Origin of the sequence: Ferrovibrio sp. (genome assembly GCF_025869515.1) — a bacterium.
Classification (GTDB): Bacteria; Pseudomonadota; Alphaproteobacteria; order Ferrovibrionales; family Ferrovibrionaceae; genus Ferrovibrio.
Map to the genome: position 1 here is coordinate 42,085 of NZ_JAOZVR010000047.1, position 26,777 is coordinate 68,861.

Sequence of the window (26,777 nt, forward strand, 5' to 3'; positions counted from 1 at the left end):
ATCCAGCACCAGGATGCGGTTTTTCGCCGCCACCTTCAGGGCCGCGCGGCGCGTCTTGCGGTTTTCCGGTGTATCGAACATCAGGCCGCCGCCTCTCCTGCGATGCTGGGTTTGGGCCGCACGCCGAGCACATGACAGATCGCGTAGGTGAGATCGGCGCGGTTCAGCGTGTAGAAATGGAACTCGTCGATCCCGGCAGAGAGCAGCCTGCGGCACTGCTCGGCAGCCATATGCGCCGCCACCATACGGCGGGTTTCGGCATCGTCGTCCAGCCCATCGAACATATCGGCCATCCAGGCCGGCACGCTGGCACCGCAGGCGGCGGAAAATTTCACCACCTGGCGGAAATTGGTTACCGGCAGGATGCCGGGCACGATCGGCACGGTGATGCCGGCGGAGCGGGCACGGTCGAGAAAGCGGAAATAGACATCGGGGTCGAAGAAGTACTGCGTGATGCAGCGGGTGGCACCGGCATCCACCTTGCGCTTGAGGTGCTCCAGTTCGATCCGCGGCGAGGCGGTATCGGGATGGCCTTCGGGATAGCACCCGACGCTGATCTCGAAATCGCCGATCTTCTTCAGTCCGGCGATCAGGTCGGTGGAATTGGCATAACCCTGCGGATGTGGCGCGAAACCGCCAGTGCCTTCCTGCGGGTCGCCGCGGAGCGCAACGATATGACGGATGCCGGCCTGCCAGTAATGCTGCGCCACCTCATCCACCTCGCCTTTCGAGGCACCGACGCAGGTGAGATGCGCAGCGGGCTTCAGGCCGGTTTCATTGAGGATTCGCACCACCGTATTATGGGTGCGCTCGCGGGTCGAACCGCCGGCACCGTAGGTGACCGAAACAAAGCGCGGACCGAGCGGCGCCAGCCGGGTGACGCTGCGCCACAGGCTTTCTTCCATCTCCGCCGTCTTGGGCGGGAAGAATTCGAACGAAACTTTGAGCGGACCGGGCCGGCGGGCGGCATAGGCATTGGTATCAGGGAGGGTCATTCGGCAGCACTCTTCTGCGAGGGCGTAACATGGACGACAGCCGGCGCGCGCTTGACGGCGCGCCAGACATGCACGGTGAGCGGCTGACCCGGCAGGGCCGTGACCGGATCGAGATCGAGCCCGGCGGCGGCGCACCAATGACGCAGTTCGGCATCGGCAAAGCCAAGCCGGCGATGGGCATGACGGGCACGCAGGTCTTCCAAGTCGTGCGGGGCAAAATCGACAATCACCAGGCGGCCCTGCGGCTTCAGCACGCGGGCCGCTTCCAGAATCGCCTTCTGCGGCTCATCGGCGAAATGCAGCACCTGGTGGATCACTGCGGCATCGACGCTGCTGCTGTCGAGTGGCAGAGCATACATGTCGGCCTGACGCACCTGGCAATGCTTGATCCCGGCGCGTTCCAGATTGCTGCGCGCGATGCTGAGCATGTCACGGCTCATATCGACGCCCAGGCCACGCTTGACCCGGGGAGCGAGGATTTCAAGCAGGCGCCCGGTGCCGGTGCCGATATCGAGCAGATCGTCGATCGGTGCGCCCTGACCCAGCAGGCGCAGCACGGCGGCTTCGACCTGGGCCTCATCGATATGCAGCGAGCGGATCGCCGACCACTGCGCGGCATTGTCGCGGAAATAGCGTTCGGCGGTATCGGCGCGGGCGCGCTTCACTGCCACCAGCCGTTCGGCATCGCGGGCCAGGATCGGGTCGCTGGCCGGCAGCAGGGTGGCGAGTGCGCGGACCAGCGGCGCCCCGGCCAGCCGGTCGCCGACACGGTAAAAGGCCCAGGTGCCTTCCGGTACACGTTCCAGCAGCCCCGCTTCGCAGAGCAGTTTCAGATGACGCGAGACCCGCGGCTGGCTCTGCCCCAGGATCTGGGTCAGTTCCGATACCGTCAGCTGGCTGTCGGCACACAGCGCCAGCAGGCGCAGCCGCGTCGGTTCGGCCGCAGCCCGCAGGGCAGCCATCAGGACATCAAGGGAAAGGCTCGGTTCGGCGTTCATGCGGGAGATATAAACATATCTTTATGTATTTGTGTAGAGCCAAATCGGGTCATAAAAAGAATCATGGTCTTCATAAGGCAGCCGGGCTATGTATTCGCCTCGTTAAGGCCTTATTGTCAGCTCAAAAGATCATTGATCTCCAAGCTTTAGTCCGGTTGTCCCCATGCTCGCTGCCCTGCCCCGCCGATTCCTGTTCGCTGCCCTGGCCGGCCTGACCCTGGCCATATCGGGCCTGGCGACCGCCTCCGCACCAGCCGCGCCGGACCAGTTTATCCGCGAGGTCGGCACCGGCACCCTGAAGGCTCTGGGCGATCGCTCCCTGACCGCCGAGAAGCGCGAAGGTCTGGTCCGCGACCTGCTGACCAACCATCTCGATCTCGATGCGGTCGGCCGTTTCTGCCTTGGCCGCTACAGCCGCGGCATCACTCCGGAGCAGAAGAAGGAATACGACGCGCTGTTCGAGGACTATCTGGTGAAAGTCTATGCGCAGCTGCTGTCGCAATATAACGGCGAGACTCTGGATGTCCGGGACGGTGCCCGCGCCGCCGGCAGCGAAACTATTGTCGAGTCGCAAATCAACCGCCAGAGCGGCCCGCCGATTCGCGTCGAATGGAAAACCCATGAGAAGAACGGCAAACCGCTGGTCACCGATGTGGTGGTGGAAGGCGTATCGATGGCGTTCACCCAGCGCCAGCAATTCGAATCGGTGATCCAGAATAACGGCGGCAAGCTCGAAGCCCTGTTCGCGGCGATGAAGAAGCAGATCGCCGGCCGCCGCTAGACGGCCGCTTCAAAACGCAAAAAAAAGCCAGCCGTTTTGCGACGGCTGGCTTTTTTTGTTGGCGCTCATCGCCAGCGTCGGATAGCGCCATCGACGCTGCTCGACATAAATGCCGCGACAGCCCGCCCCAAATTGGCCGCGCCGGCCGGACCTGAATGACATCGCCAGACAGGAGCGGATTAGACGGGGGTTGCGGCTGTCTTGGATTTTTCAGGAACATCCGGCATGCGAACGATGAATTCGCTGCCTTTTCCGAGTTCGGATTCGATGACAAGCCGGCCACGGTGGCGGTTGATAATGTGCTTCACGATGGCAAGGCCAAGTCCTGTTCCACCCAGATCGCGGCTGCGCGCCGAGTCGACCCGGTAGAATCGTTCGGTCAGACGGGGCAGATGTTCGCGCGGAATACCTTCGCCATGATCGCGCACGCCAACCTCGATCCAGTCGGCATCGCGGCGCGCCAGCCGAACCACCACCGCTGTCTCGGCACGGCCGTATTTGATCGCATTGTCGATCAGGTTCTGGAACACCTGCATCAGTTCGTCGCGGGCGCCGCGCACCGGCGGCAGGCTGTCGTCGAGATTGAGCTGAATCTGAATCTTCTTGGCCTTGGCCTGCGGCTCCAGGGCGGCGGCGGCATCGCGCAACAACGGTGCGAGTGCCACCGGCTCCGACGGCTGATCATGCTCGCGCATCTCGATCTGCGACAGCGACAGCAGATCCTGAATCAAACGCGCCATACGGGCAGCCTGGTCGCGCATGATGCCGAGGAACCGCAGCCGCGCCGGCTCGTCATCCCTGGCCGGCCCCAACAGCGTCTCGATGAAGCCGACCAGCGACGCCAGCGGGGTACGCAACTCGTGGCTGGCATTGGCGACGAAATCGGCGCGCATTTTCTCGGCCTTGCGCAGCGAGGTGAGGTCATGCAGCGCCAGCACGGCTGCGGTATCCTCGCGCGCCGCCGGCAGGGCCACCACGCGCACCGAGAAGCTACGCCCGTCCGGCACCGGCAAGTTCAGATCGGCCGCTGCCATACCGGTTTCGCCGCCCAGCACGGCATCGGCCGCGTCCAGTACCGTGGGATGGCGCAGCGCCGCCGTCAGGTCATTGCCGACGATGTCGTTGCCGAAGAATTTGCGCGCGGCGAAATTGGCGCGCGCAATGGTGCGCCGGCCGTCGAGCAGCAGCACCGGATCGGGCAGCGCATTGAGAATCGCATCCGCCGTGGTGGTCTGCAGGACAACCTGGCCTTTCTCGTCCAGCAGAGTCTGGCGCAGGCGCTCCACGGTCAGCCCCAGCTCGCCGATCATGGTCAGCGCATCCCAGTCGCTGCGGGTGCGCGGACCGGCGCCGGCGATCTCGTCGGTGCTGCGCAACACACGCCAGGCGGCCAGCGTGTGCCAACCTGAAAACAGGGCGATGATGCCGAGGATCGGGATGGTGATCGACCAGACCGCACCATCCGACAGCGCCCCGGCAAACCAGGCGATGAGGATCACACCAGACAGCGGCACACCGAGGATGAGAAACAGCGCCAGCCAGCGCATCACCGGGTAGCGCATGGTGCGCAGGCTGCCGGCCGGCTGATCGCTCATGCGGGCGTCCAGTGCAGAAGGGTTTCCACCAGCCGGCGCAGCACGGCCGTCAGCGGCGCAGCGCGCTGCGGATCCCAAAGTTCGAGGTTGCCTTCATCCATATAGCAACTCTGCGCCATTTCGAGCTGAAGGGCATGCATGTTTTCAGCCGGCCGGCCATAATGACGGGTAATATAGCCACCCTTGAAACGGCCATTATGGATATGGGTGAAACCGGAAGCTGTGCCAAGCACACCATAAGCCTGGGTGGCCAGCGCCGGGGCGCAGCTGCGGCCTTCGTTGGTGCCGAGATTGAGATCCGGCAGCTTGCCCTGGAAAAAGCGCGGCGCCTCGCTGACGATACTGTGACCGTCGAGCAGGATAACATGGCCATGGCGGACGCGAATCGCTTCCAGTTCGGCGGTCAGCCGATCATGATAGGGTTGCCAGTATGCATCCGTGCGCTGCCTCACCTCGGCCGCATCGGGTGCGGCACCGTCGGCATAGAGCGGTGCGCCATCGAAGCCGCGGGTGGGACAGAGCTCGGTATTGTCGGCACCGGGATACAGCGCCCGGCCGGCAGGATCGCGGTTGAGATCGACGACATAGCGCGACTGCGTCGCCACCATGAGGCCGACGCCGAGGCCAGTGACAAAATCGTACAGTTTCTCCACATGCCAGTCAGTATCAGCCAGCCGACGGGCCGTCGGCGTCAGACGCTCGGCAAGGCCGGGGCTGAGCCCGCGCCCGGCATGGGGCACGTTGACCAGTAGCGGCGTATGGCCGGGAACAAGCGTGAACAGGTTTGGGCTGGGGCTCATGGCGAAGACTGGAAATTGCGGCCGACATAGGTAACAAAGCAGGCTGCCTGCGCCAAGCTGGGAGTGCAGGCCGACACGGATAATTCACGGCCGGCATTCCCTATTTGAGCAAAGGCCGGGTTTCGCCTAGAGTGCGGCGGATTTCCGCTCCCCAGCTTAAGCTTCATCATTCCAAGGCTATTCGATGGATATTACTCTCTTCGGCCTCACAATCACCGCTGCCGAACTTAGTGCTTTCGCCCAGGTCATTCTGATCGACGTCATTCTGTCAGGCGACAATGCGATTGTGATCGGCATGGCCGTTGCCGGCCTGCCGGCGGCGCAGCGCAACAAGATCATCGTTTACGGCATTCTCGCCGCGACCGTTTTGCGCATCCTGTTCGCCAGCGTGGCCGTGCAACTGCTGCAGATCATCGGCCTGACGCTCGCGGGCGGCATCCTGCTGCTCTGGGTGGCCTGGAAGATGTGGCGTGAGCTGCGCGAACAGGCCAAGGCCGCCAAAGCGGGCGAAAACGGCGAAGCGAAGGAAAAGCCGGCGCCGAAGACCCAGCGCGAAGCGGTGATGCAGATCATCGTGGCCGACCTGTCGATGTCGATCGACAACGTGCTGGCGGTCGCCGGTGCGGCGCGCGAGCATCCCTACATTCTGGGCTTTGGCCTGGTGCTGTCGATCGCGCTGATGGCTGTCGCCTCCAAGGCGATTGCCCGCCTGCTCGACCGCTTCCATTGGATCGCCTATATCGGCCTGATAATCATCGCCTATGTGGCGCTGAAGATGATCTGGGATGGTGGCCTCCAGGTGGCCCCGTTCATCCCTGCGCTGAACGGCGGCTGATTGCATCGCCTGCGCCGGCCCGGCCAGCCCGGGCCGGCAGGCCATCATTCCTTCCAGTAGGCCGTAACCGCGTCGGCAAGGTCCTCGCCATAAAGGTCCTTGAAGAAATGATCCGCACCATCGACCGTGACGATGCGCAGCCGGTCCGATTTCGGCAGTGCCTGCAGCCGGGCCGGCAGATCGGTGACGACTTCATCGCCGCCGGCCACCACCACCAGTACCGGCCGCGGCAACTTCGCCAGCAGGCTCGGCGCATCGTTTCGCCCATCGGCGGCGTGATAATCGGCAAAGGTGGCGGCCGCCACACTGGCATTCGGGCAATACATGAAGCCGGGCACGGCCATCATCTCGGTGCCCTTCCCGGCTGCCCCCAGGGCTTCGGCCCCGGCAATCACCGGCGCGAAATCGGCCCTGAAGCGCGCCTTGAATTCGGCCGCGGCGCGATTGCGGTCAAAGGTGGTCGGTCCCGCCAGCACGATTTTCTGCACGGCAGACGGCAACGCGGCGCCGGCACGCGCGGCATAAAACGCAACCTGCGCACCGCCGCGCGAATGGCCCAGAATACCGATCTTGCCGGCACCGGCTTTCACAGCCCAATCAACCCAGGCGGCGATCTCGGCGGCGGCCTGTGCATTGCTGTGGCGATGCGGCTGCGCGCAATCATACATGCCCTTGCGATCGGAGATGCCAAGCGACAGCGACACCGCTAGCGTCGAAAGCCCGCGCTCGGCGAGCAACGCCTGCTGCGCCTGCATGATCTCCATGCGGTTATGCGCCAGCGTGCCATGCACCAGCAGCAGCACGCCGTCCTTCACCGTCTTGCCGGCGGCGAGTTTCAACTCGCCATCGAGGCCACGCCCCTCCTGCACCAGGCGAACCGGTTCCGCCCAGGCCGGCAAGGCGAGACACAGGCAACCGAGCAGCGCTGCGACATTGCGCATGGCAATCATTGAGTCCTCCCATAGTGATCCTGCCCATTGATAACCGGGCATCTCTAAATTAACATCACACTATGCTGCTTTTTCGCATTGCACAATTTTTATGTGTTTTAGCTACTGTGCTGTTTGCCTCACCCCTGACGGTGCTGGCCCAGGCCAAGGCCCCGTTACAGCTGGTGATGTTCGAGCGCGACGATTGCCCGTGGTGCAGGGTCTGGCACCGGGAGATCGGCACCGGCTATCCGAAATCCGACGAGGGCCTGCAGGCGCCGCTGCGCCGTGTCGACCTGGACAGGTCTTGGCCTGCCGATCTGCCGAAATTGCCGATTCTCTACACGCCCACCTTCGTGCTGATGGCCTGCAACCGCGAAGTGGCACGTTTCATCGGCTATCCCGGCGCGGATTTCTTTTATCCCAAAATTGCGCAGTTAATCGCCGATCACGCCGGGGGCGCAGCATGCGGCTAAAGGGTGCGACAAAACTCCACTTGCAAAATGTGGAATGAGTTTGTTATGGACTCCTCAACCAGCAGTCGACAGGCTGCGCCATCGGTCCGAAGCATCAACGGGCAGTGTGGTCATAAAACCGGAGGAACGATGCGCCTGACGCTTGCCGCCGCAGCCCTGCTGCTGGCTTCTGCATCACTCTCGACCGCCCTCGCCCAGACGGCGGACGTCCGCGAGCCCGGCCTGCTGCCCTATATGGTCAAGGATTATGCGATCGAGAAGTCGCTGACCGGCAAGCCCGGCGACGCGGCAAATGGTCGCGCGCTTGCCATAACCAGCGGCCAGGGCAATTGCGTGATCTGCCATAAAATGCCGATCCCCGAAGTCGCTTTCCGCATCGGCAATGTCGGCCCCGATCTGACCGAGGTCGGCGGTCGCCTGACGCCCGGCGAGATTCGCATGCGGATCGTGAACCCGAAGCTGCTCAACGAAGAAACCATCATGCCGGCCTATTACCGGGTCAACGGCCTGAACCGCGTTGCCACCCGCTTCGCCAACAAGCCGATGCTGACGCCCGAGCAGGTCGAAGATCTCGTCGCCTATCTGTCGTCGCTGAAGTAAGCGCGTACCGTTCCAGCAGGAGTGTCTGTCATGACCGAATCCCTTCACCTCCCCCGGCGCCAGACCGGCGTCAGCCGCCGTCAGGCGGTTGCCGCGCTGGGAGCGGCTGCGGCGTTGATGCCCTTTGCCGCTTCGGCGTCGCCCGAAACCGCCAAGAAACTGCTGAGCGAGCTGGCCAAGGCCGAGCCGAAGGCCGGCAAGGTGCAGATCAAAACCCAGGAAATCGCCGAGAACGGCAATACCGTGCCGGTCACCATCGCGGTCGAAAGCCCGATGACGGAAAAGGATTACGTCAAAGCGATCCATGTCGTCGCCGACCGCAATCCGCAGCCCGGCGTTGCCAGCTTTCTGCTGACGCCGGCCAACGGCAAGGCGGAAGTGCAGCTGCGCATGCGCATGGCGGAAACGCAGAATATCATCGCTGTCGCCGAGATGAACGACGGTACAACCTGGACCGCGACCCGCGAGGTCAAGGTCACCATCGGCGGCTGCGGCGGCTGAGCGGCGAAGCGGAATAGGAAAGGATCAAGACCATGGCTGAAGATATCAAGCCGCGCATCCGGGTGCCGCAAAGCGCCAAGAAGGATGAAATCATAGAGATCAAGACACTGATCTCGCATCCGATGGAATCTGGTCAGCGCAAGGATTCGCAGGGCAAAACCATCCCGCGCAAGATCATCAACAAGATGACCGTCGCCTTCAACGGCAAGCAGGTCTTCGAGGCGAAGCTGGAACCCGCCATCTCGGCGAATCCCTATCTGTCGTTCTTCCTGAAATGCACGCAGAGCGGCAGCCTGGAATTCGCCTGGACCGACGACGACGGCAGCACCTACAAGGCCACCCAGGCCATTACGGTAGCCTGAGCGATGCGCATGCCCCATTCACGCATCCTCCCCGCCGCCGCAGCGCTGATGCTGATGAGTGGATTGGCCGCCTGCGACAACAAGCAGACGGCCGGCAGCAACGAGAACGAGGTGCTGGCGCAATATCGCGCCAATCCGAAATTCGCCGACCGCATCGTTGGCGACAAGTTTTCCGGTTATGTCTTCGCCTCTCCGGAAACCCAGACGATGCAGGACGACGATTTCGAGAATCCCGGCATGCTGGCGGTACAGGATGGCGAAACGGAATGGAGCACGGTGGCTGGCAGCGCCGGAAAATCCTGCGCCTCCTGCCATGGCGACGCCGCCAAGAGCATGAAGGGCGTGGCCGTCACCTATCCGAAATTCGAGCCCAAGCGCGGCAAACTCGCCAATATCGAGCATCGCATCAACCTCTGCCGCACCGAGCAGATGAAGGCGCCGGAGCTGAAATGGGAATCCAAACCCCTGCTCGGCCTGACCGCCTATGTCGAATACCAGTCGCGCGGCCTGCCGATCAGCGTCAAGGTCGATGGCGCGGCCCAGCCCTTCTTCGAGGAGGGCAAGAAGTTCTACTACACCCGGCGCGGCCAGATGGACATTGCCTGTAACCAGTGCCACGAGGCCAATGCCGGCATGAGCATCGGCGTCGAGAATCTCAGCCAGGGCCAGTCGAACGGCTATCCGACCTATCGGCTGAAATGGCAGTCCTTCGGCTCGCTGCATCGCCGCTTCGAAGGCTGCAACGAGGAAGTCCGGGCCCAGCCTTTCCCGCGCGGCTCCGACGAATACACCAATCTCGAACTCTTCGTTGCCTGGCGCGGCAACGGACTGAAGTCCGAAGCTCCCAGCGTCCGCCGCTAAGCCTTTCGCCCCGCAAGGGGCGGAAGCACGCAGGTTTTGTACAGAAAAATACTGTTGTCGATTGCAAACGAAGGATGCGAGTGAATGCTGAGCCGCCGCGATATCCTGCAAGCCGGTGCCGCCGCCGCAGTGCTGCTCGGCGGCGCGTCCGTGGGCACGCGAGCCGCAGACCAGAAAATCAGCCAGGCCGACCTGCTGCGCTTCCAACCGCTTGGTCAGGTCACGCTGCTGCATTTCACCGACATCCATGCCCAGCTGATGCCGCTGTATTTCCGCGAGCCCAGCGTGAATATCGGTGTCGGCGAGGCGCTCGGCCTGCCGCCGCATCTGGTCGGTTCCCACCTGCTGCGCCAGTACGGCATCAAGGCCGCTTCACCCGAGGCTCATGCGCTGACCTATGCGGATTTCGCCCAGCTGGCAAAGGAATATGGCCGGCTTGGCGGTGTGGCGCAGCTCGCTACACTGGTGAAAGCGATCCGCGCCGAACGGCCGAACAACACGCTGCTGCTCGATGGTGGTGACACCTGGCAGGGCAGCTACACCTCGCTGGCCGAGAAGGGCGGCGACATGGTGAAGGTGATGCAGGCGCTTGGCGTGGAAGCCATGACCGCGCACTGGGAATTTACCTACGGCGCGGAGCGCGTGAAGCAGATCACCGAGAGCATGGGCATCCCCTTCCTGTGCGGCAATGTGAAGGATACCAGCTTCGGCGACGAGGTTTTCGAATCGACCAAGATGTTTGAGCGCGGCGGGGTGAAGATCGCCGTAATCGGCCAAGCCTTCCCCTATACGCCGATTGCCAATCCGCGCTACCTGATTCCCGACTGGTCGTTCGGCATCGAGGAAGACAAGGTACAGCAGCGCGTCGATGCCGCGCGCGCCGGCGGCGCCGAGCTGATCGTGCTGCTGAGCCATAACGGCTTCGATGTCGACCGCAAGCTGGCCGCCCGCGTCAAGGGTATCGACGTGATCCTGACCGGCCATACTCATGATGCGATTCCTGCCGTGGTCGAAATCGGCACCACCCTGCTGGTGGCGCCGGGCAGCCATGGCAAGTTCCTTGCCCGCCTCGACCTCGACGTGAAGAACAAGAAAGTGGCGGCCTACCGCTTCCGCCTGATCCCGGTTTTCTCCGATGCGATCACGCCGGATCCGGCCATGAAGAAATTGGTCGACGACATCCGCGCGCCGCATAAGGCGGTGATCGACAAGGTCTATGGCCAGGCGGATTCACTGCTGTACCGGCGCGGCAATTTCAACGGCACCTTCGACGACCTGATCTGCCAGGCCATGCTGGCCGAGCGCGAGGCGGAGATCGCGCTGTCGCCCGGTTTCCGCTGGGGCGCCACCCTGCTGCCCGGCCAGGCGATCACCGGCGACATCCTGTATTCGCAGACGGCCATCACCTATCCCAATGTCTATCGCAACCAGATGACGGGCGAATTCCTCAAGACCGTGCTGGAGGATGTCGCCGATAACCTGTTCAACCCGGACCCTTACTATCAGCAGGGCGGCGATATGGTGCGGGTCGGTGGGCTGGCCTACAGCATCGATGTGTCCAAGCCGATCGGCCAGCGCATTTCCAACATGACCCTGCTGCGCAACAACCAGCCAATCGATCCGGGCAGGAGCTATACGGTGGCCGGCTGGGCCTCGATCAACGAGGGCACCGAAGGGCCGCCGATCTACGACCTGGTCGGCAAATACATCAGCAGCAGGAAGGCCATCGCCATCCCGGAGAACCGCAGCGTCAAAGTCACCGGCGCCGATCCGCGCGGCATGGCAGCGTAAGGAGGGAATGACTCATGAGCCCACCGAATGACCCATCCCGGCGCCGCTTCCTGAAAACCTCTGCCATTGGCGGCCTGACGCTGGTGGCGGGCGCCGGTGTCGGCGAAGCGATGGCGGCCGGCGCCGACAACCTGCCGCCCAATGTGCCGGAATGGATGAAGACGCTCGGACCCGGCGTCACCGCCAATCCCTACGGCAATCCGTCGCCGTATGAAAAGAATACGATCCGGCGCAACGTGCCCTGGTTGACGGCGACGGAAGAATCCTCGATCAATTTCACACCGCTGCATGAACTCGACGGCATCATTACGCCGAGCGGCCTGTGTTTCGAACGCCATCACGGCGGTGTGCCCGATATCGACCCTGAACAGCACCGGCTGATGATCCATGGCCTGGTCGACCGGCCGCTGATCTTCACCATGGCCGACCTGATGCGCTTCCCTTCGGTCAGCCGCATCCATTTCCTGGAATGCCCGGCGAACGGCGGCATGGAATGGAAGGGCGCGCAGATGGCCGGCGTGCAGTTCAGCCACGGCATGGTGCATTGCTGCGAATGGACCGGCGTCAAGCTTTCCACCCTGCTGGCAGAAGCGGGCGTGCAGAAAAGCGCCAAATGGATTCTCGCCGAGGGTGCCGATGCCGCGGCGATGACACGCAGCATCCCGCTGGCCAAGGCGATGGACGATATCATCGTCTGCTATTCGCAGAACGGCGAGCGCATCCGGCCGGAAAACGGCTATCCGCTGCGCCTGCTGGTGCCGGGCTGGGAAGGCAATGTCAACATCAAATGGCTGCGCCGCATCAAGGTCGGCGACCAGCCCTGGCATCATCGCGAGGAGACCTCGAAATACACCGACCTGATGCCGGACGGCAAAGCCCGCCAGTTCACTTTCGTGCAGGAGGCTAATTCGGTCATCACCTCCCCATGTCCGGAAAAGCCGCTGAAGCATGGCAAGGGCTTCTACGAAATCCGCGGCCTCGCATGGTCCGGCTACGGCAGGATCAAGAAAGTGGATGTCAGCACCGATGGCGGCATGAACTGGCGCACGGCTGAATTGCAGGGCCCGGTGCTGTCGCGCTGCCTGACCCGCTTCCGCCTGCCGCTGCAATGGGACGGGCGGCCGATGCTGCTGCAGAGCCGCGCCACCGATGACAGCGGTTATGTGCAGCCGAGCATCGAAAATTTGCGCAAGGCGCGCGGCCTCAATTCGATCTATCACAAGAATTCGATCCATACCTGGCGCGTGCGTCCCGATGGCGAGGTTGAGAATGTTCAGATCGCTTAAAATCCTTGCCATCCTGCTGGCGCTCGGCCTGGCGCTACCGGTGGCGGCGCAGGACAAGCCGGCAAAGCGCTTCGGCTTCGGCACACCGGCCACGACCGAACAGATCGCCGGCTGGAATATCGACGTGCGCGGCCCCGATGGCGCCGGCCTGCCGCCCGGCAAGGGCAGCGTCGCCGCTGGCGAAGAGCTTTTCATGGCGCAATGCGCAGCCTGCCATGGCGAGTTCGCCGAAGGTGCCGGCCGCTACCCGGAGCTGATCGGCGGCCGCGGCACGCTGAAATCCGACGACCCGCGCAAGACCATCGACAGTTACTGGCCGCACGGCCCCAGTCTGTATGATTACATCTATCGGGCCATGCCCTTCGGTGCGCCGCAGAGCTTGACCCATGACGAGGTCTATTCCATCGTCGCCTGGCTGCTGAACCAGGGCGACCTGTGGCCGGCCGACAAGGACCTCGACGCCGCCAGCCTCAAGGCGCTGAAACTGCCGAACCGCGACGGCTTCATTACCGGCGGCGATCCGCGACCCGATGTGAAACCCGATACCTGCATGACCAACTGCCGCACAGCGCCGCCCAAGATCACCAGCGACCTGGCCGCCCGGCTGGGCGTGACGCCGACACAACAGAAGGCGGCTGACTGAGCATGTCCACGCGGCGTGCCGTTCTGTTTGCCCTGACCGCGCTGCTGCCCGCCGCTGCCCATATCGACGCCTGGGCCCAGGCCGGAAAATTCGCCGATCCGCAGCCGACCATCGACAATCCGCGCAAGATTGTGCTCAGCCTGTCGGAAGACGATCCGAAGCGGATCAGCGCCGTGTTCAGCAACATCACGAATATCCAGAAATATTACGATGCCACCCAGGTGAAACTGGCGGTGATCGCCTACGGGCCCGGACTGGTTGCCGTGCTGAAGGGCAGCCCGGTGGCCCAGCGCATCGCCAGCCTGCAGGAACTTGAGGTCGACTTCATCGCCTGCGGCGCTACATTGGACACCATGAAGAAAACAAAAGCCGATCTGCTGCCCGAAGTCTCCGTCGTGCCGAACGGCCTGCCGGAGATCGTCGAGCGCAGCCTGCGCGGCTGGATTCACCTGCGTCCGTGAAGGCTATGCTGACCCGCCGCCGTCTGCTCGCCGCCCTGCCCGCCAGTCTGATTCTGGCACCGGCCGCCCTGCATGCTGCGCGGGTGAATGACGATGGCCTGCATGTGCAGGACTGGTTTCTCGACAGTTTCCTAGATCTCAAGCAGGACATCGAGGAAGCCGCGGCCAAAGGCAAGCGGGTGGCGCTGAGCTTCGAGCAGCGCGGCTGCATCTTCTGCACCGAGATGCACGAGAAACATCTCGCCGACCCGGCGATCAGCGGCTATATCCGCCAGCATTTCGAAATGATCCAGCTTAACCTGTTCGGCGCCCGCGAAGTCACCGATCTGGACGGCCGTGCCCTGCCGGAAAAGGACATGGCCCGGCGCTGGGCGGTATCGGCCACGCCGACCATCCTGTTCCTGCCCGACAAACCGGTGAAGGGATCGGCCAAGGATGTGGCGTCGGCGCGCATGCGTGGCCTGTTGCCGCCGCCGGCTTTCCTCGCCATGTTCAAATTCGTGGCCGAGCGTGCCTACGAAAAGATGGAATTCCCCGCCTATCTGGCGCAGCATCGGATCGATGCGGCCAAGGCGGCCGCCACGCCCAGCAACTGAACCTTTCCGTCTGTCCATTCGCGTGCGCACCAGACAGGCCGGCTATGGCCTCACCCTCTTCCTCACCTCGGCCGGCGCGCTGATCGTCGAGATCGTCGCCGGACGCATGCTGGCGCCCCATGTCGGCATGTCGCTCTATACCTGGACTGCGATCATCGCCGTGGTGCTGGCCGGCCTGTCGGTCGGCCACTGGATCGGCGGCCTGCTGGCGGCACCGCATGTGTCACACCGCCGCGCACTGCGCGGCGTTGCTCTCGCCCTGCTGCTGGCCGGGCTGACCGCCGCCGGAGCCGCACCGCTGCTTGGCATCCTGGCGGGGCTGCTGGGCGGTGAGAGCACCGCGCCACTGCTGCTGATCGTGCTGCTGGCTGCCGGAGTGTTTCTGCTGCCCAGCCTGTTCGTCGGCGTTGTGTCGCCCGTGCTGACCAAACTGGCCATCGACGATGCGCCCGACCGGCAGGGCCCGATCATCGGCCGCATGTTCGCGCTGGGTGCCGCTGGCAGCATTCTCGGCACGCTCAGCGCCGGCTATCTGTTCATTTCCTGGATCGGCTCGACCGGTACCATGCTGGCGGTGGCCGGGCTGTATCTGATTTTCGCCGTGCTGTTCTGGCAGGGCAGCCGGGCGATCGCCGCGGCTGCGATCCTGACCGTCATCGCCGGCAGTTTCGGCCTGAGCCGCCTGCCTGCCTTTGCCGCGCCCTGCGCTGCGGAGAGCGACTATTACTGTATCCGCATCGTCGATTTCGCGCCGCAGAGCGGCCGGCCTTCGGCGGCCATGGTACTCGACCATCTGGCGCACAGCATCAACGACCGCGACGACCCCACCCTGCTCTACAGCCCCTACCTGCATTTCGTTTCCGAACGCAGCGAGCGGCTGCTGGGCCAGCGTTCGCCGCAGGCCTATTTCATCGGCGGCGGCGCCTTCACCCTGCCACGGGCCTGGGCCGCGCGCTATCCCGATGCCTCGCTCACCGTGGCCGAGATCGATCCGGCGGTGACGCACATGGCGACGCAGGCCATGTGGCTCGATCCCGCCGCCCCGGGGCTGCAAATCCGCCATGCCGATGCCCGACGCCTGCTCGCCAGCCTGCCGGCACAGCCGACCTTCGATCTGGTGCTGGGCGACGCCTTCCACGATTACGCCATTCCGGCTCATCTGGTGACCCGCGAATTTCACCGCATCATCCTGCAGCGGCTGGCACCGAATGGCGCTTATGCGATCAACGTGATCGACCAGAGCGAGAATCCGCGCTTCACCTTCAGCCTGGTCAAGACCATGCAGCGCGACTTTCCCGCCGTGGAAGTCTGGCTCGACGATGATAGCCGCCGGCGCGGCGGGCGCGTCACCTTCGTCGTGCTGGGCCTGCGCGAGGCGAGCGAGAGTGCCGCCCTGCGTGTGTCGCAGCCTTTCCGCCGCATCTGGCTGCGCTGGCCGCAGGACGATCTCGATGCGCGGATTACGGCTGCAAATGTGCCGGTGCTGACCGACGATTTCGCGCCGGTCGACCGGCTGATGGCCGGTTTCGTGCTGCGCCCGGATGAGGCCCTGCGCTAAACGGCAGGAACTTCGCCGGCTTCCTGTGCAGCCCGGCGCGCCTGGAAACGGTCGATCGCCACTGCGACCTCGCCGGCCAGCGCCGAGGCATCGCGGTCGGGATGGAAGAAAGCCAGCACCGCATCGCCCAGCGACTTGAGCAGGTCGAAGGATGCCTGCCAGTCGTGGGTGAAGACGAAATCCTCTCCCGTTTCATACATCCGCCGCGCCGGCTGCAGCAGCCGCTCGCAGATCTGGCCGACATGGGCGAGGTCGGTATCGGCAATACGGCGCTGGATATCCTCTGTCGAGGCAATCAGGTCGCGCAGCATGGCCAGGGTATTGGCGTCGGGCATGGTCTGCGCCTTGTACAGCGGCACGATCTGCGCCGTGACGAAGGCGATGCGGAAGGCCGAGGCGCACAAGCGCTGCCGGTTGATCTGCTCGTTCATCGCCATCACCGCCTGCTGCAGCATGCGGGCATCGAAGGCCTCGCCGGTCAGCTTGGCACGCATCGGATTGGGCACATCAAACAGCGGCACATTGCTGTCGCGCCGGGCAGAAGCACGGCGGCGGTCCGGGCCGATATAATCGGAGGTGACGACGAAGGGTTTGCGGTTCATGGCAACCGCTTCGAGACGGTCGAGCAACGCCTTGGTGGAAAGCGGCTTGACCAGCAGGTCATCCGCACCGGCATCCATCAGCCGGCGCACCACCGATTGTTCAGCTTCCCAGGTGGTGAGAATCACCGGCAGGTAGGGGTTGATGCCGAGTTTGCCGTGGCGCAGGTCGGCGACGAGCTGCGCCACATTACCGCCTGGCAGGCCGATATCCATCAGGATCAGATCGGGCTGCGCCACCGCCACCAGGTCGATGAAATTCTCGAGCGTGTCGAATTCACGCAGATTGCCGTAACCGGCGCCGATCATCGCCTGCCGATACAGCGCACGCGATCCCTGTGCGGCGTCGCCGTACAGGATACGTACCTCGTTGCGGCGCCCCGAATTCATGGACTGATCCTAAGGAGCGTGCCCACCGACAATCAAGCACCAGACTGCGACCAACTGTTGCCGGGTCAACGTATACGGGGTTTGGCACGCGCGGTTGGCGTTGCCGCAAGCGGATTCTCGGGCCAGTCGTGTTTGGGGTATTGACCGCGCATCTCTGCCCGCACAGCGCGATAGCTCGACTGCCAGAAGCCGGCCAGGTCGCTGGTCACCTGCAAGGGCCGACGCGCCGGCGACAACAGGTGCAGCAGCAATTTGACACGGCCGCCGGCAATCGCCGGCGTATCGGCATAACCGAACATTTCCTGCAGGCGCACCGCCAGAACCGGCACTTCGCCCTGTGCATAATCAAGCGGGATATTCGAGCCCGATGGCACGCGCCAGTGGGTCGGCGCCTCGGCCTCCAGCAGCCTCTGCTGCGCGTAGTCGAGCTGATGGGTCAGGGCCGCCTGCAGATCAATACCCGTCAATTGCGACAGTTTGGCGACGCCATCGAGATAGGGTCCGAGCCACTCGGCCAGCCTCTCCATCAGAGCCGGATCGCCCATATCGGGCCAATCGGCAGCCGAAGGCAAATGCTGACGCAGCAGGGCCACCCGCGCCTGCCACTGCCGCAGGGCCGGCGTCCATGGCAGCACATCGAGGCCGCGCCTGACAATCGCAGCCAGCAATGCCGCACGGATCGCCTCGGCCGGCGGTTCGGGCAACGGCTGTTCGCGCAGCACCAGGGCGCCGAGTCGACGTTGCCGTCGCGCCAGGACCGCATTGCTGCGTTCGTCCCATTCGACTGCATCGCGCATCGTGATGGCCGCATTGAACTGCGCCTCGATCCCCGCCTCGTCGATGGGGGCCGCCAGAAAAACCCGCGCATCGGCCTGGGCGCCATCGACCTCGGCAATGGCAAGGTAGTCTTCGCGGCCCAGGGCATCGAGCGGATCAAGTTTGGCACCGCGGCCATTGCTGAGCAGGAAACTGCCGCCGCCGCGTTTTTTCGCGATACGATCGGGATAGGCCAGCGCTATCAGCAGGCCGGCATCCTCGACCGGGCCCAGATGCGGTGCGGCGCCGATCTGGCGCCGCCAGTCGGAGGCCAGCTTGCGAATCTGCCGTACGGCATTCATATCGACCTGCAGACCATGCGGTGCTGAATGGCGCTCGGACTCGCCTGCAACAATCTCCAGCCGCCAGCGCAGATCGGCATCGCGTGCCACCCCCCGCGCGGTACTGGGCGGCACCCGGGCGATATCGCGCTCGCCCAGCAGCGCGGCCAGCGCGCAGGCCAGGCCGCCCAGACCCTGGGCATGACCGCGGATCACCATATGGGCCAGACGCGGATGCAGCGGCAATTCAGCCATTGCCTTACCATGCGCAGTGATGGCTCCGCCGGCATCGACGGCTTCCAGATCGCGCAGCAGGGCCTGGGCATAAGCCATCGCCGCAGCCGGCGGCGGGTCGAGCCATGGCAGGGCCGCCGCGTCGCGCACGCCCCAGGCGGCCAGATCGAGTGCCAGCGGCGTGATATCGGTGACGGCGATTTCCGGCGCGGTGAATTTCGCCAGACCGCCATGGGCTGCCTCGGCCCACAGGCGATAGCAGATGCCCGGTGCGACACGGCCGGCACGGCCGCGACGCTGATCCGCCGAGGCCTGGCTGACGCGCACGGTTTCCAGCTTGGCCATGCCGGTAGCGGGAGAAAAGCGCGGCTGGCGCATGTAGCCGCTGTCGACCACCACACGCACGCCTTCGATAGTCAGCGAGCTTTCGGCAATCGAAGTCGACAGCACCACCTTGCGTCGTCCGGGGGGACTGGGCTGCAGGGCCTGATCCTGCTGGATACCGGGCAGATCGCCATAGAGCGGCAGCACGCTGACGCTGGCCGGCAGGCGTGCCTCGGCCAGCAGGCTTTCGACGCGGCGGATTTCAGCAATACCGGGCAGAAAAACCAGCAGATCGCCTTCGGTCTCCAGCAACGCATCCTGCACCGTGCCGGCCACGGCAGCATCCAGGCGCATCTGCGGCGATATCGCACGCCAGCGGGTTTCAACCGGATAGCTCTGGCCCGAACCGGTTACGATGGCACAATCACCCATCAATCTGGCAAAGGGCGCGGCGTCCAGCGTGGCCGACATGGCCACCAGCCGCAGGTCCGGCCGCAAGGCGGCCTGCGCTTCCAGGCAGAGGGCAAGGCTGGCATCCGAGTCCAGGCCGCGTTCGTGGCATTCGTCGAACAACACGGCGCTGACGCCCTTCAGCTCCGGATCGCGCTGCAGGCGACGCAGGAAGACGCCATCGGTGTTCAGCTCGAGGCGCGTCTTCGGTCCCACCTTGCTGTCGAGCCGGACGCGGTAGCCAATGGTTTCCCCCACCGCCTCGCCCAGCAGATCGGCCATGCGCTTTGCGGCCATGCGTGCTGCCAGCCGCCGCGGTTCCAGAACGATGATGCGGCCGGATCTGAGCCATGGCTCATTCAGCAGTGCCAGCGGCAGAACCGTGGTTTTGCCCGAGCCGGGCGGCGCCTGCACGACCAGATTGCTTGTCTGCGCCAGGCTTGCGCAGACTTCAGGCAGAATGGCCTGAATCGGCAATGCATGAGAGAGTTGCAATTTTTGCAATGTTCGCGCGCCCGACAAGCTGAAATGGTACGATTTTAGCGAAACACCGGTCAAATGTCCGAAAGCCCCGTTACCGCTCCATCCATCTCGGCCCCCCCGCTCAAGGCTACGCTGATGATGGTCGGCTCGGCCTTCTGTTTCTGCGTCATGCATGCCTTGGTCGCCAGGGCCTCGCAAGAGGTGCCGCCGATCGAGGTGGCGTTTTTCCGCAACCTTTTCGGCTTCCTGGTGCTGCTCCCCGCCATCATGCGCAGCCGCTTCATCGCATTCCGCACCACCAAGCTGCACCTGCATGCGGTTCGCGGCGGACTCAACAGCGTTTCGATGATGATGTTCTTCAGCGCGCTGGCCATCACGCCACTGGCTGAGGCCACCGCGCTGTCCTATACCGCGCCGTTGTTCATGACCATCGGGGCCGTGCTGGTGCTGCATGAAAAGATCCATGCCCGCCGGATGGTGGCGCTCGCGATCGGCTTCCTCGGCGCGCTGGTGGTGTTGCGGCCCGGCATGGTGCCGATCGGGCTCGGCCCGATGCTGGTGATCGGTTCGACCGTGCTCTGGGCCGGGTCGATGCTCGACATCAAGATTCTGGCCCGCACCGATTCCAGCCTCACCATCGCCACCTATATGGTGGTGTTCCTGATGCCCATCACGCTGGTGGCCGCCCTGTTCGTCTGGCAGTGGCCGACCTGGGAGCAGCTCGGCATCATGTTCCTGCTCGGCGCCTGTGGCTCGGCCGGCCATATGCTGTTCACCGAGGCTTTCCGCCATGGCGATACCACGGCCCTGATGCCGCTGGATTTCACCAAGCTGATCTGGGCCTCGATCATCGGCTTCCTGTTTTTCGGCCAAATGCCCGATATGTGGACCTGGATCGGCGGCACGGTGATTTTTGCCAGCGCCACCTACCTGTCCTATCGCGAGCATCAGCTGGCGCGGCGAGCCAAAACGGCACCCCTGACGACAGCTATCCCTCCGGGGCCAGCCACAGCAGCCGCGGAACTGCCCCGAAGTTAGGCACAGTCACTCTTATTTCGCGGTGCAACACATTGTACCTCTAGGGCTATTTACAAGTTCGGCCGAATCCCGTTTGATTTGCACCGCGTTCGGAACACCGGGCGTCAGGGAGCAAAAATTAACGAGCGTTCGGGATAATGGCCGACGACTATATTCTCACGACCGAGAATCTGACCAAGGAATTCGCCGGCTTCATCGCGGTGAAGGATGTCAATCTCAATGTCCGGCGTCACACGATCCATGCCTTGATCGGGCCGAACGGTGCGGGGAAGACGACATGCTTCAACCTGCTGACGAAATTCCTGATCCCGAGCCGGGGCCAGATCACCTATAACGGCCGCGACATCACGAGCCAGAAACCGGCCGATATCGCCCGCAGCGGCATGGTGCGCAGCTTTCAGATTTCCGCGGTATTCCCGCATCTTAGCTTGCTGGAGAATGTGCGCGTGGCGCTGCAGCGGCCGCTGGGGACCAGCTTCCATTTCTGGCGACCGGAGAGCAGCCTGAATGCGCTGAACGACCGCGCCGAGGAACTGCTGACGGCGGTTGGCCTGATCGAGTATCGCAAGAATACTGCTGTGGAACTGCCCTACGGCCGCAAGCGGGCGCTGGAGATTGCCACCACGCTGGCGCTCGAGCCGGAGATGATGCTGCTGGACGAGCCGATGGCCGGTATGGGCCATGAGGATATCGACAAGATTTCCGAGCTAATCAAGACGGTGGCGAAGAATCGTACCGTGCTGATGGTCGAGCATAATCTCAGTGTCGTGGCCAGGCTCAGCGACACCATCACGGTACTGCGGCGTGGCGAAATCCTCGCCGAAGGCAATTACGAGACGGTGTCAAAGAATCCGGAAGTGATCGAGGCGTATATGGGGACCGGCCATGCATAACGGATCGATCGAGCTGGCGGTATCCGAACTGAATGCCTGGTATGGCGAGAGCCATATCCTGCATGGCATGCAGTTCGAGGTGAACAAGGGCGAGGTGGTCACCCTGCTCGGCCGCAATGGCGCCGGCAAGACCACCACGATGAAGGCCGTCATGGGCATGATCCCGAGCCGTCAGGGCTCGGTGAAATTCGAAGGCCAGGAGCTGATCCAGCTGCCGTCCAACCGGATCGCCAAGCTGGGCCTGGCCTTCTGCCCGGAAGAACGTGGTATCTTTTCCAGCCTGAACGTTTACGAGAACCTGACGCTGCCGCCGGTGGTGAAGAGCGGCGGCATGAGTCTGGAAGACATCTACCAGATATTCCCGAACCTGAAGGAACGCCTGAAAAGCCAGGGCACCAAGCTCAGCGGCGGCGAACAGCAGATGCTCGCGATCGGCCGTATCCTGCGCACCGGCGCCACCTTGCTGCTGCTGGATGAACCGACCGAAGGTCTGGCGCCTGTGATCGTGCAGCAGATTGGTGCGATGATCCGACTGCTCAAGGAAAAAGGCTTTACGATTTTGCTGGTGGAGCAGAATTTCCGCTTTGCCAGTACCGTTGCCGACCGCCATTACGTGGTCGAGCACGGCAAGGTCATCGACATGATCCCCAACGATCAGATCGACGCCAACACAAAAAAACTCGAGTCTTATCTCGGCGTATAAAACAGATCCAACCAGGAGGAAGTGACCATGAGATTCAAGAGTTTGCTCGTCACCACGGCCGCCGTACTGGCCGCCGGCGCCGCCAACGCCCAGATGTCGGATGGCGTGATCAAGATCGGCGTCATGAACGACCAGTCGGGCCTCTATGCCGACGTGTCCGGTCCGGGCGGGACCTGGGCCGCCAAGAAGGCAGTTGAGGATTATGGCGCTGCCGCCAAGGGCCTGAAGGTGGAAGTGGTTTTCGCCGATCACCAGAACAAGCCCGATGTCGGCTCCAACATCGCCCGCCAGTGGTATGACGTCGACAAGGTCGATGTGATCGTCGACGTGCCGACCTCGTCGGTCGCGCTCGCGATCAACCAGATCACCAAAGAGAAGAATAAGGTCTTCCTCGGCTCCGGTCCGGCGACCGCCGATCTCACCGGTCCGGCCTGCACGCCCAACACCGTGCACTGGACCTACGATACCTGGGCGCTGGCCAACGGCACCGGCAAGGCGATCGTGGACACCGGCGGCAAGAGCTGGTTCTTCCTGACCGCCGATTACGCCTTCGGCCATGCGCTGGAGCGTGATACCAAGGCGGTGGTCGAGGCGAATGGCGGCAAGGTTCTCGGTGCCGTCCGCACGCCCTTCCCGGGCACCGATTTCTCGTCCTTCCTGCTGCAGGCGCAGGCGTCGAAGGCTCAGATCATCGGTCTGGCCAATGCCGGCGGCGACACCATCAACTCGATCAAGCAGGCATCCGAATTCGGTATCGTTGAAGGCGGCCAGAAGCTTGCCGGCATGCTGATGTTCGACACCGACATCCATGCGCTGGGCCTCAAGACGGCCCAGGGCCTGAACTTCACCACCGCCTGGTACTGGGATGCCAACGACAACAACCGCGCCTTCGCCAAGGACTTCTCCGCGGCCAATGGCGGCAAGTATCCGACCATGGTGCATGCCGGCATTTATTCCGCGGTGATCCATTACCTGAAGGCCGTCGAAGCGCTGAAGAGCGACGCTGACGGCGCCAAGGTGGTGGCCAAGATGAAGGAACTGCCGAGCGATGATAAGCTGTTCGGCAAGGGCACCGTGCGCGAGGACGGCCGTCATATGCATGACATGTATCTCGTCGAGGTGAAGAAGCCGGCTGAGTCGAAGAAGCCGTGGGATTACCTCACTGTGAAGAAGACCATTCCGGCCGCCCAGGCTTTCCGCCCGCTGAAGGACGGCAACTGCCCGCTGGTCAAGAAGAGCTGATCCAAGCTGCAACCGGAGCCGCCGGACACACACCCGGCGGCTCCGGCCAGTCTTTCAGCCTGCGGCCGCATGAACGGCACCAGGCTCAAGGACTGCCAACCGGCAGAAATGGAACGACAGGGTTAAAGAGGGGACGTTTTAGCGATGTTCGAACTGCTCGGCATACCGCCGCAGGCATTGTTCGGCCAGCTGCTGCTCGGTCTGATCAATGGTGCCTTTTACGCCATGCTCAGCCTTGGGCTGGCGGTGATTTTCGGCCTGCTCAACGTCATCAATTTCACCCATGGCGCGCAGTATATGATGGGGGCCTTTGCTGCCTGGATGCTGCTGGAATGGGTCGGCGTACCCTACTGGGGCGCGCTGATCATCGTGCCGGTTCTGATCGGCGCCACCGGAATCCTGCTGGAAAAGCTGTTTCTCAAACGGCTGTATCACCTGGACCACCTTTACGGCCTGCTGCTCACCTTCGGCCTGGCGCTGATCATCGAGGGCCTGTTCCGCAAGCAGTTCGGCTCCAGCGGCCTGCCTTATCCCAATCCGCTGCCCGGCGGAACGCGGCTCGATTTCATGTTCCTGCCGAATTACCGCGCCTGGGTCGTGGTCGCATCGCTGGTGCTGTGCTTCGGCACCTGGTTCATGATCGAACGCACCAAGCTGGGCTCCTATCTGCGCGCCGCCGTGGAGCGGCCCGATCTGGTGCAGGCCTTCGGCATCAACGTGCCGCGCATGATCACGCTCACCTACGGTTTCGGCGTCGGCCTCGCGGCCCTGGCCGGCGTGCTGGCCGCCCCGATCTATAACGTCAATCCGGTGATGGGCTCCAACCTCATCATCATCGTCTTTGCCGTCGTCGTCATCGGCGGCATGGGCTCGATTCTCGGCGCCATCATCACCGGTTTCGCGCTCGGCATCATCGAGGGCCTGACCAAGGTCTTCTACCCGGAAGCCTCGAACACCGTGATCTTCATCATCATGGCGATCGTGCTGATGGTGAAGCCCGCCGGTCTGTTCGGCACGCCGAAGTGAGGATTTCCACATGAGCAACGCCGCGATCACCGCTTCCCCGGCTGCCGCCAAGACCGGCACCAAAAACCGCGACCTCGTCATCTTCGCCGTCCTGGTGGCGGTCGGTCTGGTGGCGCCAGCCGTGATCTATCCCGTCTTCCTGATGAAGGTGCTGTGCTTTGCGCTGTTTGCACTCGCCTTCAACCTGCTGATCGGCTATGTCGGCCTGCTGTCGTTCGGCCATGCCATGTTCTTCGGCTTCGCCGCCTATGTCAGCGGCTATGCGGTCAAGGCCTGGGGCTTCTCGCCCGAACTCGGCATCCTGGCCGGCACCGCCTGCGCCGCCGTGCTGGGACTGGTTACCGGACTGCTCGCCATCCGCCGCCAGGGCATCTATTTCGCCATGGTCACCCTGGCGTTGTCGCAGATGGTGTTTTTCTACTGCGTGCAGGCCAAGTTCACCGGCGGTGAAGACGGCATCCAGGCGATCCCGCGGCGCGCCCTGTTCGGCCTGATCGACATCAAGAGCGACCTGGCCTTCTACTACCTGGTGCTGGCGATCTTCTGCTTCGGTTTCCTGGTGATCTGGCGCACCATCCATTCGCCGTTCGGCCAGGTGCTCAAGGCGATCCGCGAGAACGAGCCGCGCGCGATCTCGCTGGGCTACCGGGTCGACCAGTACAAGCTGCTCGCCTTCGTGCTCTCCGCCACCCTCGCCGGCCTGGCCGGCGCCACCAAGGCGCTGGTCTTCCAGCTCGCGTCGCTGACCGATGTGACCTGGCAGATGTCGGGCGAGGTGGTGCTGATGACCCTGGTCGGCGGCATGGGTACCGTCTTCGGCCCCATCGTCGGCGCCGGCATCATCATCACCATGCAGAACTATCTCGCCGGCTTCGGCGAATGGGTGCTGGTGATCCAGGGCTTCATCTTCGTCATTGTCGTGCTGGCCTTCCGCAAAGGCATCGTCGGCGAAATCCAGGCCTGGTGGACGCGTCGGGCCAACAAGGTCTGACGCGTCGGGCTAGCCTGTGGCGCCGAGGCCGATGCGGCCGCGATCGTAAGCCTGGCTGGCGCGCCGGCACCAGGACGAATTGTCCAGATACCACTGCACCGTCGCCTTGAGGCCGGCCTCCAGCGCGTAGCCGGGCTTCCAGCCCAGCTCACGCTCGGCTTTCGATGGGTCGATGGCATACCGTGCATCATGGCCGGGCCGGTCAGTCACATAAGTGATCTGCGCGGCATAACCCTTGCCGTCCTGACGCGGCACCAGGCCGTCGAGCACGGCGCAGAGCCGGTGGACCAGATCGATATTGCGCTGCTCGCCGCGTGAACCGACCAGATAGGTCTCGCCCGGCCGGCCCTTTTCGACCGCCAGCTGCAATGCTGCAGCATGATCCTCGACATGGATCCAGTCACGCACCTGTTCGCCCTTGCCGTAGATCGGCAGCGGCTTGCCCTCCAGGGCGTTCAGCACGGTGAGCGGGATCAGCTTTTCCGGAAACTGGTACGGCCCGTAATTGTTGCCACAGTTGGTGACCAGGATCGGCAGGCCATAGGTACGACCGAAGGCGCGCGCCAGATGATCGGACGACGCCTTGCTGGCGGCATAGGGCGAATTCGGCTTGTAGGGGCTGTTCTCATCGAACAGCCCCGTGGCGCCGAGCTCGCCATAGACCTCGTCGGTCGAAACCTGCAGGTGGCGGAACTGGCCTTTCGCGGTGGCATCCAGTCCGCGCCAGTGGTCCAGTGCCGCTTCCAGCAGCACCAGGCTGCCATTCACATTGGTTTCGATAAACGGCGCCGGGCTGTCGATCGAACGGTCGACATGGCTCTCGGCGGCCAGATGATAGACTGCCTGCGGTTTTACTGCGGCATAGATGCGTTTGATCGCCGCGCGGTCACAGATATCGACCTGTTCGAAGCTGTGCAGCTCCGGATGCGGCAGAGCCGCGATATTGTCCGGGTTGCCGGCATAGGTCAGCTTGTCGATGGTGACGACGCGGCGCTTCTGTGCATTGAGCCGGCGGACCAGGGCGGAGCCGATGAAGCCGGCGCCGCCGGTGACGATAACGGTCATGGATGATCTCCCTGCCCCCTGTATACCGGAGGCCCGAACAGGTCGGAAGGTCTTGCCAAACTATGGCAGTAGCGGGACGCACAGTCGCGTCCGGGCCGATTCCCGGCCGATCTGGTCCCGGGGGGCGGGCGGGGGCCCGCCCCCGCCCCCCCCCCCAATGGCGCCCACAGACCC

27 protein-coding genes are annotated in these 26,777 nt (G+C 63.6%); 19 read left to right on the top strand and 8 right to left on the bottom strand.

What is annotated here, in order from left to right; all coding sequences use genetic code 11:
• Positions 1–80 precede the first annotated feature (80 nt).
• Positions 81–995 carry a methylenetetrahydrofolate reductase [NAD(P)H] gene (gene metF / locus OJJ21_RS07010; RefSeq protein WP_297684516.1) on the bottom strand — a complete coding sequence of 305 codons (915 nt, stop codon included), beginning with the start codon at positions 993–995 and terminating at the stop codon, positions 81–83.
• Entirely contained in the window at positions 992–1,957 is a 966-nt protein-coding gene (locus OJJ21_RS07015) for a metalloregulator ArsR/SmtB family transcription factor (RefSeq protein WP_297684518.1), read from the bottom strand. Before OJJ21_RS07015 ends, metF begins: the two co-directional genes overlap by 4 nt.
• Before the next feature lie 199 nt (positions 1,958–2,156).
• On the opposite strand from OJJ21_RS07015, the gene OJJ21_RS07020 reads away from it, so the two are divergent.
• Positions 2,157–2,774, top strand: coding sequence for an ABC transporter substrate-binding protein (locus OJJ21_RS07020; RefSeq protein ID WP_297684520.1), 618 nt, complete (start codon positions 2,157–2,159; stop codon positions 2,772–2,774).
• A 179-nt stretch (positions 2,775–2,953) separates the two neighbouring features.
• Here the strand turns inward: OJJ21_RS07020 and OJJ21_RS07025 are convergent, their stop codons facing one another.
• Both OJJ21_RS07025 and hutG read right to left on the bottom strand, forming a co-directional pair.
• Positions 2,954–4,369 (bottom strand): ATP-binding protein, encoded by a 1,416-nt coding sequence (locus tag OJJ21_RS07025; RefSeq protein WP_297684522.1) that lies wholly within the window; start codon positions 4,367–4,369, stop codon positions 2,954–2,956.
• The gene (hutG, locus tag OJJ21_RS07030; protein ID WP_297684524.1) at positions 4,366–5,169 is read right to left on the bottom strand and encodes an N-formylglutamate deformylase; all 804 of its coding nucleotides are present in this window, start codon (positions 5,167–5,169) and stop codon (positions 4,366–4,368) included. The genes OJJ21_RS07025 and hutG overlap by 4 nt, the downstream gene beginning before the upstream one ends.
• A gap of 184 nt (positions 5,170–5,353) precedes the next feature.
• On the opposite strand from hutG, the gene OJJ21_RS07035 reads away from it, so the two are divergent.
• A complete protein-coding gene (locus OJJ21_RS07035) occupies positions 5,354–6,004 on the top strand; it encodes a TerC family protein (RefSeq protein ID WP_297684526.1) in 651 nt (216 codons plus the stop codon).
• Between the two features lie 44 nt (positions 6,005–6,048).
• Here OJJ21_RS07035 and OJJ21_RS07040 read toward each other — a convergent pair whose 3' ends face one another.
• Entirely contained in the window at positions 6,049–6,954 is a 906-nt protein-coding gene (locus OJJ21_RS07040) for an alpha/beta fold hydrolase (RefSeq protein ID WP_297684528.1), read from the bottom strand.
• Between the two features lie 62 nt (positions 6,955–7,016).
• Here OJJ21_RS07040 and OJJ21_RS07045 point away from each other — a divergent pair, with 62 nt between their 5' ends.
• From OJJ21_RS07045 to OJJ21_RS07095, 11 genes are all read left to right on the top strand, one after another.
• Positions 7,017–7,409 (top strand): transcriptional regulator, encoded by a 393-nt coding sequence (locus OJJ21_RS07045; RefSeq protein ID WP_297684530.1) that lies wholly within the window; start codon positions 7,017–7,019, stop codon positions 7,407–7,409.
• A gap of 129 nt (positions 7,410–7,538) precedes the next feature.
• Positions 7,539–8,009: a sulfur oxidation c-type cytochrome SoxX gene (soxX, locus tag OJJ21_RS07050; protein ID WP_297684532.1), complete on the top strand. Its 471-nt coding sequence runs from the start codon at positions 7,539–7,541 to the stop codon at positions 8,007–8,009.
• Positions 8,010–8,039: 30 nt separating this feature from the next.
• The gene (gene soxY / locus OJJ21_RS07055) at positions 8,040–8,510 is read left to right on the top strand and encodes a thiosulfate oxidation carrier protein SoxY (protein ID WP_297684534.1); all 471 of its coding nucleotides are present in this window, start codon (positions 8,040–8,042) and stop codon (positions 8,508–8,510) included.
• 32 nt (positions 8,511–8,542) lie between these two features.
• A complete protein-coding gene (gene soxZ, locus OJJ21_RS07060) occupies positions 8,543–8,872 on the top strand; it encodes a thiosulfate oxidation carrier complex protein SoxZ (protein WP_297684536.1) in 330 nt (109 codons plus the stop codon).
• 9 nt (positions 8,873–8,881) lie between these two features.
• A complete protein-coding gene (gene soxA, locus OJJ21_RS07065; protein WP_297684538.1) occupies positions 8,882–9,733 on the top strand; it encodes a sulfur oxidation c-type cytochrome SoxA in 852 nt (283 codons plus the stop codon).
• Between the two features lie 84 nt (positions 9,734–9,817).
• Positions 9,818–11,524 carry a thiosulfohydrolase SoxB gene (gene soxB / locus OJJ21_RS07070; protein ID WP_297684540.1) on the top strand — a complete coding sequence of 569 codons (1,707 nt, stop codon included), beginning with the start codon at positions 9,818–9,820 and terminating at the stop codon, positions 11,522–11,524.
• A gap of 14 nt (positions 11,525–11,538) precedes the next feature.
• Positions 11,539–12,810, top strand: a complete 1,272-nt coding sequence (soxC, locus tag OJJ21_RS07075; protein ID WP_297684542.1) for a sulfite dehydrogenase — start codon at positions 11,539–11,541, stop codon at positions 12,808–12,810.
• Complete coding sequence (locus OJJ21_RS07080) at positions 12,794–13,453, top strand: cytochrome c (RefSeq protein WP_297684544.1); 660 nt, start codon at positions 12,794–12,796, stop codon at positions 13,451–13,453. The genes soxC and OJJ21_RS07080 overlap by 17 nt, the downstream gene beginning before the upstream one ends.
• Before the next feature lie 2 nt (positions 13,454–13,455).
• Positions 13,456–13,914, top strand: a complete 459-nt coding sequence (locus OJJ21_RS07085) for a DsrE family protein (RefSeq protein ID WP_297684546.1) — start codon at positions 13,456–13,458, stop codon at positions 13,912–13,914.
• Positions 13,915–13,919: 5 nt separating this feature from the next.
• Positions 13,920–14,510 (top strand): thioredoxin family protein, encoded by a 591-nt coding sequence (locus OJJ21_RS07090; protein WP_297684569.1) that lies wholly within the window; start codon positions 13,920–13,922, stop codon positions 14,508–14,510.
• A 22-nt stretch (positions 14,511–14,532) separates the two neighbouring features.
• Positions 14,533–16,068 carry a fused MFS/spermidine synthase gene (locus OJJ21_RS07095; RefSeq protein ID WP_297684548.1) on the top strand — a complete coding sequence of 512 codons (1,536 nt, stop codon included), beginning with the start codon at positions 14,533–14,535 and terminating at the stop codon, positions 16,066–16,068.
• Here the strand turns inward: OJJ21_RS07095 and OJJ21_RS07100 are convergent.
• Together OJJ21_RS07100 and hrpB are read right to left on the bottom strand one after the other, a co-directional pair.
• The gene (locus OJJ21_RS07100) at positions 16,065–17,057 is read right to left on the bottom strand and encodes a response regulator (protein WP_297684550.1); all 993 of its coding nucleotides are present in this window, start codon (positions 17,055–17,057) and stop codon (positions 16,065–16,067) included. The two genes, OJJ21_RS07095 and OJJ21_RS07100, sit on opposite strands and share 4 nt — an antisense overlap.
• Positions 17,058–17,122: 65 nt before the next feature.
• Complete coding sequence (gene hrpB / locus OJJ21_RS07105) at positions 17,123–19,684, bottom strand: ATP-dependent helicase HrpB (RefSeq protein ID WP_366092556.1); 2,562 nt, start codon at positions 19,682–19,684, stop codon at positions 17,123–17,125.
• A gap of 96 nt (positions 19,685–19,780) precedes the next feature.
• On the opposite strand from hrpB, the gene OJJ21_RS07110 reads away from it, so the two are divergent.
• The 6 genes from OJJ21_RS07110 to OJJ21_RS07135 all read left to right on the top strand — a co-directional run bounded on the left by OJJ21_RS07110 (position 19,781) and on the right by OJJ21_RS07135 (position 25,538).
• Positions 19,781–20,683 (top strand): DMT family transporter, encoded by a 903-nt coding sequence (locus OJJ21_RS07110; RefSeq protein WP_297684553.1) that lies wholly within the window; start codon positions 19,781–19,783, stop codon positions 20,681–20,683.
• Positions 20,684–20,817: 134 nt separating this feature from the next.
• Complete coding sequence (locus tag OJJ21_RS07115) at positions 20,818–21,576, top strand: ABC transporter ATP-binding protein (RefSeq protein WP_366092561.1); 759 nt, start codon at positions 20,818–20,820, stop codon at positions 21,574–21,576.
• On the top strand, positions 21,569–22,279 hold the full coding sequence (locus tag OJJ21_RS07120) for an ABC transporter ATP-binding protein (protein WP_297684557.1): 711 nt from the start codon (positions 21,569–21,571) through the stop codon (positions 22,277–22,279). Before OJJ21_RS07115 ends, OJJ21_RS07120 begins: the two co-directional genes overlap by 8 nt.
• Before the next feature lie 27 nt (positions 22,280–22,306).
• Positions 22,307–23,521, top strand: a complete 1,215-nt coding sequence (locus OJJ21_RS07125) for an ABC transporter substrate-binding protein (protein ID WP_297684559.1) — start codon at positions 22,307–22,309, stop codon at positions 23,519–23,521.
• A gap of 144 nt (positions 23,522–23,665) precedes the next feature.
• On the top strand, positions 23,666–24,547 hold the full coding sequence (locus OJJ21_RS07130; protein ID WP_297684561.1) for a branched-chain amino acid ABC transporter permease: 882 nt from the start codon (positions 23,666–23,668) through the stop codon (positions 24,545–24,547).
• 10 nt (positions 24,548–24,557) lie between these two features.
• Positions 24,558–25,538, top strand: a complete 981-nt coding sequence (locus tag OJJ21_RS07135) for a branched-chain amino acid ABC transporter permease (RefSeq protein WP_297684563.1) — start codon at positions 24,558–24,560, stop codon at positions 25,536–25,538.
• Between the two features lie 9 nt (positions 25,539–25,547).
• Here the strand turns inward: OJJ21_RS07135 and rfbB are convergent, their stop codons facing one another.
• Positions 25,548–26,603, bottom strand: a complete 1,056-nt coding sequence (gene rfbB / locus OJJ21_RS07140) for a dTDP-glucose 4,6-dehydratase (protein ID WP_297684565.1) — start codon at positions 26,601–26,603, stop codon at positions 25,548–25,550.
• Positions 26,604–26,777: the final 174 nt, after the last annotated feature.

Coding starts and splice junctions, on each gene's coding strand:
- soxB (WP_297684540.1), top strand. CDS start 9,818: ATGCTGAGCCGCCGCGATATCCTGCAAGCCGGTGCCGCCGCCGCAGTG.
- OJJ21_RS07090 (WP_297684569.1), top strand. CDS start 13,920: ATGCTGACCCGCCGCCGTCTGCTCGCCGCCCTGCCCGCCAGTCTGATT.
- OJJ21_RS07020 (WP_297684520.1), top strand. CDS start 2,157: ATGCTCGCTGCCCTGCCCCGCCGATTCCTGTTCGCTGCCCTGGCCGGC.
- OJJ21_RS07120 (WP_297684557.1), top strand. CDS start 21,569: ATGCATAACGGATCGATCGAGCTGGCGGTATCCGAACTGAATGCCTGG.
- OJJ21_RS07035 (WP_297684526.1), top strand. CDS start 5,354: ATGGATATTACTCTCTTCGGCCTCACAATCACCGCTGCCGAACTTAGT.
- OJJ21_RS07040 (WP_297684528.1), bottom strand. CDS start 6,954: ATGATTGCCATGCGCAATGTCGCAGCGCTGCTCGGTTGCCTGTGTCTC.
- soxY (WP_297684534.1), top strand. CDS start 8,040: ATGACCGAATCCCTTCACCTCCCCCGGCGCCAGACCGGCGTCAGCCGC.
- OJJ21_RS07130 (WP_297684561.1), top strand. CDS start 23,666: ATGTTCGAACTGCTCGGCATACCGCCGCAGGCATTGTTCGGCCAGCTG.
- OJJ21_RS07125 (WP_297684559.1), top strand. CDS start 22,307: ATGAGATTCAAGAGTTTGCTCGTCACCACGGCCGCCGTACTGGCCGCC.
- OJJ21_RS07135 (WP_297684563.1), top strand. CDS start 24,558: ATGAGCAACGCCGCGATCACCGCTTCCCCGGCTGCCGCCAAGACCGGC.
- OJJ21_RS07045 (WP_297684530.1), top strand. CDS start 7,017: ATGCTGCTTTTTCGCATTGCACAATTTTTATGTGTTTTAGCTACTGTG.
- OJJ21_RS07085 (WP_297684546.1), top strand. CDS start 13,456: ATGTCCACGCGGCGTGCCGTTCTGTTTGCCCTGACCGCGCTGCTGCCC.
- soxX (WP_297684532.1), top strand. CDS start 7,539: ATGCGCCTGACGCTTGCCGCCGCAGCCCTGCTGCTGGCTTCTGCATCA.
- soxZ (WP_297684536.1), top strand. CDS start 8,543: ATGGCTGAAGATATCAAGCCGCGCATCCGGGTGCCGCAAAGCGCCAAG.
- soxC (WP_297684542.1), top strand. CDS start 11,539: ATGAGCCCACCGAATGACCCATCCCGGCGCCGCTTCCTGAAAACCTCT.
- hutG (WP_297684524.1), bottom strand. CDS start 5,169: ATGAGCCCCAGCCCAAACCTGTTCACGCTTGTTCCCGGCCATACGCCG.
- OJJ21_RS07015 (WP_297684518.1), bottom strand. CDS start 1,957: ATGGCTGCCCTGCGGGCTGCGGCCGAACCGACGCGGCTGCGCCTGCTG.
- OJJ21_RS07080 (WP_297684544.1), top strand. CDS start 12,794: ATGTTCAGATCGCTTAAAATCCTTGCCATCCTGCTGGCGCTCGGCCTG.
- OJJ21_RS07025 (WP_297684522.1), bottom strand. CDS start 4,369: ATGAGCGATCAGCCGGCCGGCAGCCTGCGCACCATGCGCTACCCGGTG.
- OJJ21_RS07110 (WP_297684553.1), top strand. CDS start 19,781: ATGATGGTCGGCTCGGCCTTCTGTTTCTGCGTCATGCATGCCTTGGTC.
- OJJ21_RS07100 (WP_297684550.1), bottom strand. CDS start 17,057: ATGAATTCGGGGCGCCGCAACGAGGTACGTATCCTGTACGGCGACGCC.
- soxA (WP_297684538.1), top strand. CDS start 8,882: ATGCCCCATTCACGCATCCTCCCCGCCGCCGCAGCGCTGATGCTGATG.
- metF (WP_297684516.1), bottom strand. CDS start 995: ATGACCCTCCCTGATACCAATGCCTATGCCGCCCGCCGGCCCGGTCCG.
- rfbB (WP_297684565.1), bottom strand. CDS start 26,603: ATGACCGTTATCGTCACCGGCGGCGCCGGCTTCATCGGCTCCGCCCTG.